Origin of the sequence: Comamonas thiooxydans, assembly GCF_000964545.1 — a bacterium.
Taxonomy (GTDB): domain Bacteria; phylum Pseudomonadota; class Gammaproteobacteria; order Burkholderiales; family Burkholderiaceae_C; genus Comamonas; species Comamonas thiooxydans.
The window spans coordinates 14286-27570 of record NZ_BBVD01000015.1 but is presented as its reverse complement, the minus strand read 5'-3'; the positions used below and the strand labels follow the sequence as shown (position 1 = coordinate 27570).

Genomic DNA, 13285 nt, shown 5'->3' with positions numbered 1-13285 from the left:
TTTGCAGTTGTTGATGTCTACGGCTTGCGCGGGCTCGAGAAATGGGCATGGAGCGAATCGAGCACGCCGCCGATGTCGACCAGCAGCGCGTCGTCATCCGGCCAGCGCTTGCGCGCTCCGGCCAGAACAGCCTCGAAGCCGCTGGCCTCGGGCGTGGTCGCACCGCCTACGTCCAGCGCATGCACCATCTCTGCGAGGCGCGAGAGACCCCTGTCACCCTCCAAAGCAAAGCTCGTGAGCAGCACCTCGAAGGTCACGCGTTCGCCGACATGCGAAAAGGTCGCACCATCGAAGTCGAAGCCCAGCGCATCTGTCGGGCAGTCAGCAGGGGTGTCTAGCCATTGGAAGCGTGCGTGAGGGTCAATGAACCGCTGAATCAGCCAGGCACTGGCCACGCGATCTACCCAGAGATTGCGGCGGGTCGCCCAGAGACGCCCTTGGTATTGCATGCGATCGCGACTGGCTATGCGTCCAGCAGTGGCCTGCGGCTCGCCAGGTGACTGCATGGAGTCAATGGCGTTGTTGAAGTCTCGCCACTGGGCTTCGGCCCGAATGGAGGTCTCTCCGGGGAAGAAATCGATTCTGCGGATGGCCTCATAGGCGCGTGCTTGGCGACGCTGCAAGCGATTGAGCTCTGCTGAGCCGAGGCTGGCCATCGACTTTCGCGCTTCGGCCAGGTCTAGCAGCCATTGCGTGTAGCCCTCGGTGCGGTCAAACAGCGCCTGGTAGACGGCTTGCTCAGCCATGTCCTGGGCTTGTACATGGAGCAGCCAGGCCTGACCTCCTTCCTGCAAAGCTTCGTCCGCCAAGGTTTGCAGTTGCTCGGCCTGCTCAGCCTTTGAGGGCAGCAGATAGGCGCCATCGCGCAGGGCAGCACAGCCCAACGCCTTCACGGCACGCCAGATCCGCATGCGTGGCGTCGCGCTAGAGGCCGGAAGGCTGATGATCAGAGCCAGCCATGAGTCCAGAGTAAGAGTCATGTCGGAAGCATAGGATTCCGTAATGACTACTGCAATGATGTAGTGATCTCTACAAAACTATGATTCCGGAAGCCAATTCGGGGGCTGTGCTTAATTGACCTTCACTCCAACGTGAGATGACCTGTCTGCTTGTACTGACCCACCTTGAGCCGTCATCCAGCAGGGCTGCATGCGCCCTTATCTGGACTCAGACTCTGAATCGTTTGGACCGCGCAATTTGCGCTTAGCGCTATGGGGAAGACTTTGCGTAGATATCTGCACTGAGCATCTCCAGGCCTACGAAAGGCTCACCGCCCTCTACCCAGGCATCATGTCCGGGAGGAATTGCATAGGACTCGCCTGGACTGAGCGTTTTCTTCGAGCCGTCTTGCATCTGCACGGTGAGCGTTCCCGAAACGACATGCCCCACATGCGAGAGCTGGCAGTACTCGGTCTTCACCACAGGCTTGATGCATTCTGACCAACGCCATCCGGGTTCGAAGTTAAATCGCCCTATTGTGTAGCCTTGGAGCTTCACCACCTCGACACGGGTTTTGTTGGGTGTGCGGAGCTCGTCCGGCGTGCCATGCGACTTGACTTCCAGCTTTTCAACATTGACTGGAGTGACCATGATTTTCTCCTTCAATTAAGCCGTCCCCCTGCCATCGCGGCATTCTTAAGGGGGTCGCTAATGAGTGAGAGGACAAATGAAAAGCTATCGCTGTGCCATGCGCATGGCAATACCTACAAAAAGGTGGGTCGCAACGGGCGTCGGAGACCCCATTGCAGGCGATCAGCTTTCTTTGGTAATGTGAAGCACACAACCGAGTTTCAAGAGTTTTGTTACCAAATGCTGTCGTTGCCTGAATCGCATATAGATCAAGAGCAAACCGGAACCCACAATCCGTAACACTGCACTGACACGACGCTGACGGAGCCTCCTAGCATTGCGCAGTCTTTATCACCAAGAAGGTAGCTTATGAGTAACTCGCGTGGATTTCGGCCTGTCAAGGCCTTGTGCTGGACGGGTCTGGGTTTGATTGCTGCCGGCCTGGCAGCATGTGGCGGCGGTGGTGGTGGCGATAGCACCCCACAGCAAGGCACGCTCAAGCTGGCCATGACCGACGCTCCGGCGTGTGGCTATGACCATGTCTATGTCACAGTCACCAAAATCCGCGTGCATCAGAGCGCCACGGCAGGTACCACTGATTCTGGCTGGAGCGAGTTGACGATTCCTGCCCAGCGCATTGACCTGCTCGGTTTGACCAATGGCGTGCTGCAGGAATTGGGTTCGCTGCCGCTATCGGCTGGCAACTACCAGCAAGTCCGCTTGGTGCTGGCTGACAATCCTTCCAACCCGACATCAGCCAATCCGCTGGCCAATGCACTGGTGCTGTCGGGCTCGACCAACGAGATCGCGCTAACCACTCCCAGCGGCCAACAAAGCGGCTTCAAGCTGAAGGCCAACTTCAATGTCACCGGCGGCCAGGTCGCCGATATGGTTCTGGACTTCGATGCCTGCAAGTCCATTGTCAAGGCAGGTAACTCAGGCAACTACAACCTCAAACCCGTGGTGGCCGTCATCAAACGGTTGACTACAGCAATTGTGGGCTATGTGGATCCTGCTCTGGCCTCCAGCGTTGTAGTGTCCACGCGTGACCCGGACAACAATTTGCGCGCCACCGTGCCCAATGCCACCACAGGCAAGTTCGTGCTGGCCTACCTGCCGGAGAACACCAACTACACCGTCGTCCTTGCAGGCCAGAACCTGACCACCGCCGCAGTGACTGGTATTCCTGTCTCGATCGCTGCTGGTACCACCACGCTCAACGCATCGACAGCCCCCATTCCGCTGCCGACATCTGCTTCAGCGACTGTTGCGGGCAAGGTGACAAACACATCCAATACGCCTTTGACCGATGCTGATGTGAATGCCCAGCAGGTGCTGAGTGCAGGTCAGAGGCTTGATGTTGCATGGACTTTGGTTGATCCCGCCAATGCAAACTACAGCCTGAATCTGCCATTGCTGGCGCCCAACAAGGCACCTTACGTTGCAAGCGGGCCTTTGGTTTTCACTGCAGACACCGCGGCCGCTGGCAAGTACAACATCTTGGGTAGCGCTGCCGGCTACACCACTCAGACCACTGCGCCAGCCGTGACGCTGGCAACCGCCAACAGTGTGACCACCAAGGATCTGGTGCTCGCTCCCTAATAGCGCCGAAAAGTCCATGCCACTTCAGGTCAGTCAATTGACCCGGGGTGGCAAGGGCATAAGCCAAAGAAATCAAAAAGGGGGATCTGAGATGAAACAAGTGCTAGGAATTCTGGCGATTGTCGGCACTCTGTTGAGCGGATGTGCTGTCTACACACCAAGTGGGTCCGTTGTGGTTGACAGTCCAAGAGGCGGGGGTAATTTCTGCCCCCCTGGCCAAGCCAAGAAAGGCAATTGCTAAAACGGGCACAGGTCTTTGGCGAGTTGATACCCACATGAACGAATAAGCAAACATGCTCTATCGCATCAAGACTATTTGAGCGCCACTACTTAGACGTAGTTGGCATCTCGTTAAGCCACCTACAAGGTGGCTTTTTTGTCCTTAGCAAGGCGGATGCAAGGCCTCAAATAATAGAAAATTTGTATTAATTTGCATCACTCAATAGAAAATAATGACACCCTCTGGCATTTGTGAAAGCATTCACCCTAATTGATGTCTTTGAATGAGCGCAGTAACTCGGATATGAGTGAAGCCTCCTTAAGCCACCCTGCACCGGGTGGCTTTTTTTACACCGAAGTCTGAGGCATTTGGTTTGATCTCTTGAGCAGGTTTGGGAATCGGCCCGAACTGCTATCGATCAAGAGCACGGCGCGGCTTCCGCGGCGTGGCGACAGCAACACCAGATGACACTTCGATGCAGCCATCGACCGAAGCAGAAGTCGGTGTATTGAAAGTAAATGACTGCTTTGGGCCGCATTGCGTATCTGGTGGCATACGCTCCCCAAAGCGAATTCAAGAGCTCCTGCAGCAATGGTCAATGTTTATGGTCGTGCTGGTGATGAATGTCCGGGAAATGCTCATGGGTGTGCGTCATAGGCTCATGAGTGTGTAAATGCGCGTGCTTACCGGTTGCCGGCAGCCCATCCTCATGGACATGCTGATGATGCTCATCATGTTCGTGCTCATGACTATGTTCCAGCAACTCATGGGTGTGCTCGTGCTGATGGCTTTCAGTAAGGTGTAGCCAAACCCCGATACCCATCAGAACGCCTGCGACGAACAATCTAGGCGATGCTGGCTCTCCCAGGAGAACGATCGCCAGGATGGCTCCAAAAAATGGCGCGATGGAGAAGTACGCGCCTGTGCGAGCTGTACCCAGATAGCGCAAGGCGATCACGAACAAGACCAAGCTCGTGCCATAGCTCAGGAAGCCAATCACCGTACCCAAGGCCACGACTCCTGGTAACGGCCAGACTGCACCAGTTGCCAGAGCCAGCAATAAATTGGTAGCACCGGCAGCCAAGCCCTTCATCATGGCAATGAATGAGGCATCCGCAATCGACACCTTACGGGTCAGATTGTTGTCAATGGCCCAGGACAGACAAGCACCGAGCACTGCAAGCGTGGGCCAGAGGCTGGCAGTGCCCGTTTGGCTCGGCCAGCTGAGCACGATTGCACCAGCGACGATCGCCACCATACCCAAGGCGATACGGCGATCAAAGTTTTCTTTGAAAACAAACCACGCGAGAACGGCAGTCAGTACGCCCTCGGCATTGAGCAGCAGAGAGGCATCGGTTGCCGCCATCCCAGACAAGCCTGTCATCAAAAGCAGCGGCCCCATCATGCCGCCAGCAATGACAGCCCCAGCAAGCCATCCCATCTCATTTCGCTTCAGAGCGACTGCAGGAGCTTGCGTAATCAGCCTGTAGATCATCAGGCCTATACCAGAGCCGAGGTAGAGAATGCCTGCCATCAACCAGGGACTGGCATGCTCCAGCAGCATCTTGACTGCTGGTGTACCTGCACCAAACAGAACTGCTGCGCTGAGTGCGGCCACAACTCCACGGTTTGCCAAAACATTCATAACTACCTCGTCTTACCTATGCCTTGTCGAGCTGGGTATTACTTCACCGAAAAACGCACGGTGACAGTTTGGCCGTCAACGCCGGTGATTGCTGCAACAACTTTGCTGCCCTTGGCAACCTTGATGCCCATTGCTTCAAGTTTGTTGCCACCGGCAGGCTTGATGTCGGCTTCAGATTTTTCCGCACCATTGAGCACGGTCAGTTTTCCGCCCATCTTGCTCACGTCAGCAGGATCGTCGTGATCGATTACGTACATGGCAGCACCATTGGCTTGTGGAACCAGTTCAAAGGACAGATCGCTGGCCGATTGGACAATGCCGCCGTGCTGAGGCTTGGCAGTGCCATGAGCCATGGCATTCATGCTGATCAGAGAAAGGCCCACGACAGCTGCAGACAGCAGTTTTTTCATAACTATTCCTAGCTAAAGCGAGGCGCATCAAGGGCTGCGCCTCAAAGCCCGTAATTGCTTTAAAACGCTTCTTGCTGCTCGGGCGTGCCTTCGGCGTCTGGATTTGAAGCCAGGAGCTTTTCGGTGGCCTTTCGGCCAAATGCCAGGTACATCAGTGGAGTCAACAAGGTGTCTAGGAGCGTGGAGCTCACCAGGCCACCAAAGATGACCACCGCAACTGGGTGCAAGATTTCCTTGCCAGCAGCATCGGCAGATAGCAGCAAAGGTGTGAGAGCGAACGCAGCCACCAGTGCAGTCATCAGCACAGGCGTCAGGCGCTCCAGTGAGCCTCTGACAACCATGGGTTGGCCGAACTGCTCCCCCTCAAACTTGCAGAGGTTGATGTAGTGGCTCACCTTGAGGATGCCGTTGCGAACCGCAATACCCGTCAAGGTAATGAAGCCCACCATGGAGGCCACGGAGAGCGTGATACCTGAAAGCCACATGGCAATCACACTGCCTACCAGTGCCAAAGGAATGTTGGCCATGATGATCAAAGCCAGCGTTGTCGAGCGGTAGCGTGTGTAAAGCACCAGGAACACCAATGTCAGAGACATCAGCGATAGCCACGCAATCTTCTGCGCAGCCTGCTCCTGAGCCTGGAACTGACCTTCCAGAGAGATGGAATTGCCTGTCGGCAGCTGGGTGCGATCTATCGCTGCACGGATGTCACGCACGATACGACTCATGTCTGATCCATCCGTGTTGGCATAGACCACGATGCGACGACGACCGTTTTCCCGGCCAATCTGGTTGGGTCCATCCGTCTCGGAGACCGTCGCAATCGCTGAGACAGGAATCCTGCCAGCCGGCGTGTCGATCAGGGTTCGGGCCAGGTCTTGCGGGCTACGACCCTCATCGGGCAAACGCAACACCAGCTCGTAGCGACGAGGGCCATCCACGATCTGTGCACCATGAGCTCCATCCGTCAGCGCTTGCAGCACCCGAATAGCTTCCCCGGGTGCCAACCCCACCTGGGCGGCTTTCTGATGGTCAAGATGCACAGTAATCTGAGGAATCAGCACTTGCTTCTCGACAGTCAGGTCAACCAGGCCAGGGATGCTCGAAAGGCTTTGGCGCATCTGCTCGGCCAAACCACGCAGCGTGTCGGTATCGTCACCAGAAATTTTCAGGGCGATCTGAGCGCGAACACCGGACAGCAAGTGATCCAGACGGTGAGAAATCGGCTGGCCCACAGCAACTTGTGCGGGCAGCACAGACAGCTTTGCGCGAATATCGGCCATCACGGCTTCACGATCACGCTCGCTGCGCTTCAGATCAACGTCGATCTCAGCAGAGTGAACCCCTTCTGCGTGCTCATCCAGCTCTGCGCGACCTGTTCTGCGCCCAACCTGGGTGACCTCGGGCACCTCCATGATCAAGGTCTCAGCCAAGGAGCCCATTCGATTGGCTTCTGCCAATGACGTCCCCGGATTGAACACCATGCCCAGAACCAGCGAGCCTTCATTGAAGGCTGGCAGGAACGCTCTCGGGAAGAAGGGAACGCTGGCCAGCGCGATTACGACGGCAGCCAAGGCCGCAACCATCAGTGCCTTGCTTCTGGGGAAAGACCAAGCCAGCAGCTTTTCATCCCATTGCTTGAGGCGTCTGACGATGGGACTGTCCCCGTGATCAATGCGCTTCATTCTCGGCAGGAGGTAGGAACACAGTACCGGCGTCACCGTCATCGACACCAGCATGGAAGCCAGAATGGAGATGATGTAGGCGATGCCCAGCGGCGAGAACAAGCGGCCTTCGACGCCTGGCAGAGCAAACAGGGGCACGAACACCAGCACCACGATGGCTGTGGCATAGACGATGCCGGAGCGAACCTCCACACTGGCTTTGCGGACAACCTCAAGCGTCGGCGCCGGGTGCTCCAGCTCCCGGTTTTGCTTGAGTCTGCGCAGAATGTTTTCTACGTCCACCACCGCATCGTCAACCAATTCACCAATAGCGATGGCAAGTCCACCCAGAGTCATCACATTGATGGATTGACCCAGCCAGTGAAATACCAGCGCCGTGGCAGCCAGCGACAGCGGGATTGCGACCAGTGAGATCAGAGTGGTTCTGGCTGAAAGCAAGAAGGCAAACAGAACGATGGCGACCATGATGGCTCCATCACGCAGTGCCTCTGTCACGTTGCCAATGGAGGCTTCAATGAAATCCGCCTGTCGGAACAGGGCTCTGGGTTCGTTGATGCCTTCAGGACGGCCCTTGCTGAGTTCTCGAAGTGCTTGCTCGATGTCACGCGTCACGCGAACGGTATCGGCCTCAGGCTGCTTCTGAACGCTGACGATGACCGCAGGAGATCCGTTGTAACCACCGTCACCGCGCTTCATGGCCGCAGCAAACCGGACATTGGCAACTTGCTCCAGGCGGATTGGACGGCCATCTCGCCAGGCCACTGCAGCGGACTGCAGGTCCTCGACCTTGTTGGTGCGCCCAATGTGACGGATCAGATATTCCTTGCTGTTGAGGTCGATGAAGCCACCGCCGGCATTGCCAGCAAACCCCTTGAGAGCCGTTTCCAGCTGAGAAAGGGTGACGCCGAACTGAGCCATCCGGGCGGTGTCAGGCTCCACACGCAATTGACGTACTTCACCACCAATGGGAATGACCTGTGAAACACCCTGTACAGCCAATAATCGGGGACGCAGCACAAAGTCTGCATACTCCCGTGCCTGCATGGGTGTTGCCGCCGATGCGCCTTTTTCGCTCACATTCAAGGGCAAGGCCAGCAGCATGACCTCACCCATGATGGAAGACACAGGGCCCATCACTGGCACCACATCGGAGGGAAGTCGCTCGCGTACGAGCGCAAGCCGCTCCGCCACCAACTGGCGATTACGGTAGATGTCAGTGCCCCAGTCAAACTCGGCATAGAGAATCGACAAACCGACCCCAGACATGGAGCGCACGCGAGTGACCCCCGGCATGCCATTCAATGCTGTTTCAATGGGGAAAGTCACCAACTGCTCGACTTCTTCAGGGGCCATGCCCCCGGCTTCGGTCAGAACGGTGATCAGAGGTTTGTTGAGGTCCGGAAAGACATCAACAGGCGTTTTGACTGCCGTGATGATCCCGTAGACCATCAATATCGCAGCGAACGCTAATACAAACAGCCGGTTGTGCAGGCTGTTGCGAACAATCCAGTTGAACATGTGTCACCTCACAGTTCAGCGGATTTGTGCGATCAGCGCCGCGCCTTGAACCACGACCCGGTTTTCATCGCCAAGCCCCTTGGTGACGACTATCCGGTTCGCGTCCAGCGTTTGGTACTGCACGGGTTGCGGGATATAGCGCTCTGCACCTGACTTGATCCAGACGACTGGCTCATTGGCCGGATTGCGGGTGATCGCCTGTGCTGGAAGAACAAAGCCTTTGACGCTTTGCTTGGAGTTGGCAATTACGGTGACAGGTTGGCCAATAGCAATCGGTAGCTGTTGCGTACCATCGGAAGCAACCGCCTTGAAGGTCAATGGCAACACGCCGTCACGCAAGCTTCGACCAGCGCCAATGAGCTCCAAACGGACTCCCGGCGTCGCTTTGATCGTTGCTGCACTGATGTTGGTTGCTAGAGCAGGATCAGCCGTTGTGGCTTCCACCATGACCTTGGCTGGATCGGTGATCTCAAACAAGACATCCTTGGATTCGACAACCTGGCCGAGCACCACATTGGCGCTGGCGATGACACCCGAGACGGGAGCCACCACGCTTTCCTTGGCAGCAAGACCGCCGCCGATTGCGCTTTCACGTGCCCTTAGGCTTGCAAGCTCTGTCTGAGCCGCTTCAATCTCTTTGCGTGGGACAGTGCCTTCAAGTCCTTTGAGTCGCTCCACACGTTTTTGCGCGATTTCGCGGGCACCTCTGAGCTCGGCCAACTGCGCACGCTGCCCAGACAAGGCCAGCGGCTCTGCGTGATGAGCTACGACCGCCAGGACTTCCCCTTTGCGTACAGTCTTGCCAGCGAACGGCAAGCCTTGGGCTCTGGCCTCAATCTTTCCGCCCACAACCGTCTGAACCAGGCCACCTGCATTGGGGTCCGCAATGACTTTGGCTGGCAGTTCGATGGTTGCGCTTGCTTCGGACATCAAGGCAATTTCCGTACGTATTGCCAATCGACGCTGGGACAGCATGGGCACATTGACGCTGCCATCAGGCAGGCGACTCAAACCCGCTGCCGATGGAGCAGCCGAGGCCGTATCCAGATGTTCTCCGTTGGGGCCATGAGCGCCCGGAGAGGCTTGAGCCATGGTGACGGCCAAGACCGCAGACATGATGACGGTGCGCTTCATTGGGCGCCTCCCTTTGCTACCTTGCTGTTAGAGCCACGGCCCAAGAGCCATCCCAATCCGCCGACGGCGGCCAATGCCGCAATTGCCAATGCGCCAAACAGCAAAGCGTTTTCATCTCCATGAGCATGAGTGGCCTCAGCTGCAGCCTGGGTCGCCCCGACTTCCAAAGTGCCGTCCAGCAGGTCAGACTCTTGGCCGTCCAGAATCGTGATCACCAGCGCGTGTGACCCTTTTTTGCCGAGTTCTGCCAAAAACTTCTCGTCAGCCACGGCATAGTCGCCCTGATCCGAGTGATAAGGCGCAGGGGCTTTCAGTTGGCCCAGCTCGACTTCCACCTTGGCTTGCTCTACAGGCTCATTGGTGGCGAATCGATTAATGAACATCGAGAACTCGCCACCCTGCAGACGACCAACCAGCTCGTAGTTTTCGGACTTGGCCTCAAGTCGGGGTGAAGAAGAAGTGGCTCCCGCCGTAGGTGCTGCGTCCAAATGCTCTCCATTGGGACCGTGTGCACCAGGGGATGCCACGGCGATCCCTGTAGAAAGGGCGAAGCCACCCTGTAAGAGCAAGCGTTTCACAACGCTAGGAATTGAAAACGGGGAATTCATGGCAGTTGTCCGTAGGCTTGTTGAAGACGTGCACGTGCGAGGCCAAATGCAGCCTCCTGCCGGGCAGCGCTGTAGTCGGCTTGAGCTGCGGCAATGGCTGCGCGCAGAAGCTCTGGGAGCGATGTCTCGCCTGTATTGAAGGAGGTACGAATCAGCTTGGCTCGTTCGTTAAGCAAAGAGGCTTTTTCACGCTCGGTCTGCAACTGCAACTGACTTGCCTCTGCTGCAGCCTTGGCGCTTTCCATGCGGGCAGACAGCTGCGCGCGAAGCACCTGCTCTTTGCTTTGGGCCACCTCTAGCTCTGTCAATGCGGCAGCTTGCAGTGGCGCATTTCTATCGTCTGTGCCGAAAGGAATACGAACAGCAAGGCCCAGGCTGTAGGCGGAACCCTGGCCATGGCCTGGCATGTCTTGCCTGAGTTTGGTGATCAACTCTGGAGCACTGCGATTCGATTTGGCAACCAAGTCCAAACGCTTACGTGCTAGGTCTACTTGCTGTTCTGCACGCAACAGCTCGGGATGCTCAGCCAACTGGCGAGGAGACGGGCTTTCAGCACTCGCAAACGTAGCGTCAGGTGTTTGGGCCAATCCTGTCAGGGCTGTCCACTGGCGCTTCGCTGCTTCAAGCTGGGTTTCAGCCTGTGACTGAGCTGCTTGTGCGCTTAAAAGCTCCCCCTTGGCTGCCAAAGCATCTGCTCTTGCCAGATCACCAGCTTTGACACGTTTATCCACGTCTGATGCGATGGCCGCAAAAGTGCTGGTCTGCTGCTTTGACAAAGATTGGCTGGCCTGCAACTCAGCAATCTGCCAATGCAACTCACGGACGACCTCTGCAACACGCAGTTTTCCCTCAGCTTCAGACAACTGAGAGAGAGATGACAGCGAATCTGCGGCTTGCTGCTTGGCGCTTTTTTGACCAGGAAGCCAGAGAGGGACTGCTAACGCCACTTCCGTTTCGCGGACACCGTTATTGCTTTGCAGACGATCATTTCGATGGCTCAGCTCCACTGAGGGTGGTGCAGCCCAGAGAGCGCTTGACGCTTTCTTTTCTGCCGTGGCCTGGCGAGAGATACCTGCCGCCTCTGCAGAGGCAACGGCACGGCTCCAGGCCGCCTCAACGGCAGTCGCCAAGGTTGTTTTTTGAATGTTGCTGCTCGCTTTTGGCGCAGCAACGCTTTCCATTGGCTGTGCATAAGAAGTGCACGCCGACGTCAGCCCTGCAATGATGCAGAGCCTCCATATGAATTTGGGGTTCACAAAGCCTCTAAATGCTCTGAGTGCAACGGGATGCCGTCGCTATGTACCGCGACAGGCATGGCTCGCACGAACAAAGGGATGGCTTCAGGCGAATGAAGCCGACCTAAAGTGAGCTAGGCAGTGTGTCTGGGAGGCCGTCGAAGCCCTTCCAGGATGGGATGGGGGAGCATGGAATCGACGACCGGGCAGAGTGGAGAGCTTCCCCAGTCGGGCACCGGAACACTCAGGGTGAATGCTTCGAGCGCTGCAGATGGCATCCCATTGGCCATCATGTGCAGTTTGGAATCAGAGGATTCATCAAGCTCAACCGCACCATCGTCATTGTGATGGTGACCTTCCTCTTGAAGATGCATCGCCGCATGCTCAAGTGCTTCATGAGACGCAAAGACAGGCATCTGGCCAGCCACAGCAAGGGCTTGCCAGAAGACGCTCAGCATCACGAAGAACATGGCCAGACGGCGGATCATAGGTCTGAAATTATATGCAGCAGAGTTACCCCACGACATTTGTGGCTGCTGAGAAATTGCTGATGGTGATGGCCAGTCGGCATCGCTCATCGTGGCTGAGTTTGAATAACGCCTCCTTTGAGGCAGCAAGCGGTCACTCGATAAAAAGTTATGAAGGTCAGCTTCTGGCCGAACTCAGTCGGTCACGACCAGTAGACCGGTCAGCCACAACCGCACAGGCGGTCAATTCAACAGGAATACGCATGAGTCGACCACAGACTCTAGATTGAGTGTTCGAACGACTAACGCTAACGCTACCGCGATCCCTCCTTAGAGCTCACGAAATTCGATGTTCGTGCAGCGACTTCTAACACTCACAACTACTAACTCAACAATGTGGACCTCTATGTCCACAGGCCGGTAAGATGGAAGAATCCTCCTCTTCATCTAGCTGGCTTCGCCCCAGGCGGCAAATCCGCCTAGGGAAAACTCAGTCCTAAATGAGTCCCGGTAGAGCACAAGTAAAGTCTCCTAGCCATACCAGAGCAACTACTATTATTTGGGAGTTGCAAGTTAAGCCTGCTTCCTAAAGCCTGTGTTCTATGCTCGCCTTGTCCTAATAACGCGCTTACCATCAGGTAGTAGTCAATGAATGTGGACAAATTTTCGTGCAACCACGACAGTCGGGTTGCTGTTCAGAGGCTTGTCGAGTTCTACGAAGGGCTGACAGGAGAACATCTACAACGGCTTGACGCGTACTATGCGGTGGATGCCTACTTCAAAGATCCCTTCAACGAAGTTCGTGGGGTGGCAGCGATCGCCAGCATTTTTGAACACATGTTTTCCTCGTTGCAGGAGCCACACTTTGTAGTTACCCAGACTCTGGTGCAAGGCCATCGCGCATTTCTGGAATGGGAGTTCCGTTTTCGGCTGGGTCACTGGCGATCCGAGGTTGAGCAGTGCATTCGCGGCGCTTCTTCTGTTTGCTTCGATTGCGAAGGCCGCGTAACACACCACCGTGATTACTGGGACACCGCAGAAGAGTTGTATGAGAAATTGCCGTTGCTTGGGGTCTTGATGCGCTGGTTGCGCCGTAGGGTTTCGGCGCCTGCAAAGTCAGTACACACGAATGGCTCTGCATCCTAGCAATTGGCGTTAGAGGCGATCTTTGCCACGATGGCAAGAGATGGCT

General features: G+C 56.3%; 11 protein-coding genes. 2 read left to right on the top strand and 9 right to left on the bottom strand.

What is annotated here, in order from left to right:
* Positions 1-17: 17 nt before the first annotated feature.
* The gene (locus Cth01_RS20410; protein ID WP_045840220.1) at positions 18-980 is read right to left on the bottom strand and encodes a chromate resistance protein ChrB domain-containing protein; all 963 of its coding nucleotides are present in this window, start codon (positions 978-980) and stop codon (positions 18-20) included.
* 229 nt (positions 981-1209) lie between these two features.
* A complete protein-coding gene (locus tag Cth01_RS20405; RefSeq protein WP_045840219.1) occupies positions 1210-1590 on the bottom strand; it encodes a cupin domain-containing protein in 381 nt (126 codons plus the stop codon).
* A gap of 348 nt (positions 1591-1938) precedes the next feature.
* On the opposite strand from Cth01_RS20405, the gene Cth01_RS20400 reads away from it, so the two are divergent.
* Positions 1939-3171 (top strand): DUF4382 domain-containing protein, encoded by a 1233-nt coding sequence (locus tag Cth01_RS20400; RefSeq protein ID WP_045840218.1) that lies wholly within the window; start codon positions 1939-1941, stop codon positions 3169-3171.
* Between the two features lie 815 nt (positions 3172-3986).
* Here Cth01_RS20400 and Cth01_RS20395 read toward each other — a convergent pair.
* The 7 genes from Cth01_RS20395 to Cth01_RS24155 all read right to left on the bottom strand — a co-directional run bounded on the left by Cth01_RS20395 (position 3987) and on the right by Cth01_RS24155 (position 12204).
* Complete coding sequence (locus Cth01_RS20395; RefSeq protein WP_045840217.1) at positions 3987-5036, bottom strand: DMT family transporter; 1050 nt, start codon at positions 5034-5036, stop codon at positions 3987-3989.
* 38 nt (positions 5037-5074) lie between these two features.
* A complete protein-coding gene (locus Cth01_RS20390) occupies positions 5075-5446 on the bottom strand; it encodes a hypothetical protein (RefSeq protein ID WP_045840216.1) in 372 nt (123 codons plus the stop codon).
* Positions 5447-5505: 59 nt separating this feature from the next.
* The gene (locus Cth01_RS20385) at positions 5506-8649 is read right to left on the bottom strand and encodes an efflux RND transporter permease subunit (protein ID WP_045840215.1); all 3144 of its coding nucleotides are present in this window, start codon (positions 8647-8649) and stop codon (positions 5506-5508) included.
* A gap of 15 nt (positions 8650-8664) precedes the next feature.
* Complete coding sequence (locus Cth01_RS20380; RefSeq protein ID WP_045840214.1) at positions 8665-9783, bottom strand: efflux RND transporter periplasmic adaptor subunit; 1119 nt, start codon at positions 9781-9783, stop codon at positions 8665-8667.
* Positions 9780-10271, bottom strand: a complete 492-nt coding sequence (locus tag Cth01_RS20375; protein WP_045840257.1) for a hypothetical protein — start codon at positions 10269-10271, stop codon at positions 9780-9782. Before Cth01_RS20375 ends, Cth01_RS20380 begins: the two co-directional genes overlap by 4 nt.
* A gap of 116 nt (positions 10272-10387) precedes the next feature.
* On the bottom strand, positions 10388-11647 hold the full coding sequence (locus Cth01_RS20370) for a TolC family protein (RefSeq protein WP_233425238.1): 1260 nt from the start codon (positions 11645-11647) through the stop codon (positions 10388-10390).
* Between the two features lie 113 nt (positions 11648-11760).
* The gene (locus Cth01_RS24155; protein ID WP_156160283.1) at positions 11761-12204 is read right to left on the bottom strand and encodes a hypothetical protein; all 444 of its coding nucleotides are present in this window, start codon (positions 12202-12204) and stop codon (positions 11761-11763) included.
* A gap of 537 nt (positions 12205-12741) precedes the next feature.
* Between Cth01_RS24155 and Cth01_RS20360 the strand changes: the two genes are divergently transcribed.
* The gene (locus tag Cth01_RS20360) at positions 12742-13239 is read left to right on the top strand and encodes a nuclear transport factor 2 family protein (RefSeq protein ID WP_012838024.1); all 498 of its coding nucleotides are present in this window, start codon (positions 12742-12744) and stop codon (positions 13237-13239) included.
* Positions 13240-13285: the final 46 nt, after the last annotated feature.

Bases quoted from the DNA above. Each gene is read 5' to 3' on its own strand.
- Cth01_RS20410 (WP_045840220.1), bottom strand. From the start codon at position 980: ATGACTCTTACTCTGGACTCATGGCTGGCTCTGATCATCAGCCTTCCG.
- Cth01_RS20405 (WP_045840219.1), bottom strand. From the start codon at position 1,590: ATGGTCACTCCAGTCAATGTTGAAAAGCTGGAAGTCAAGTCGCATGGC.
- Cth01_RS20400 (WP_045840218.1), top strand. From the start codon at position 1,939: ATGAGTAACTCGCGTGGATTTCGGCCTGTCAAGGCCTTGTGCTGGACG.
- Cth01_RS20395 (WP_045840217.1), bottom strand. From the start codon at position 5,036: ATGAATGTTTTGGCAAACCGTGGAGTTGTGGCCGCACTCAGCGCAGCA.
- Cth01_RS20390 (WP_045840216.1), bottom strand. From the start codon at position 5,446: ATGAAAAAACTGCTGTCTGCAGCTGTCGTGGGCCTTTCTCTGATCAGC.
- Cth01_RS20385 (WP_045840215.1), bottom strand. From the start codon at position 8,649: ATGTTCAACTGGATTGTTCGCAACAGCCTGCACAACCGGCTGTTTGTA.
- Cth01_RS20380 (WP_045840214.1), bottom strand. From the start codon at position 9,783: ATGAAGCGCACCGTCATCATGTCTGCGGTCTTGGCCGTCACCATGGCT.
- Cth01_RS24155 (WP_156160283.1), bottom strand. From the start codon at position 12,204: ATGAGCGATGCCGACTGGCCATCACCATCAGCAATTTCTCAGCAGCCA.
- Cth01_RS20360 (WP_012838024.1), top strand. From the start codon at position 12,742: ATGAATGTGGACAAATTTTCGTGCAACCACGACAGTCGGGTTGCTGTT.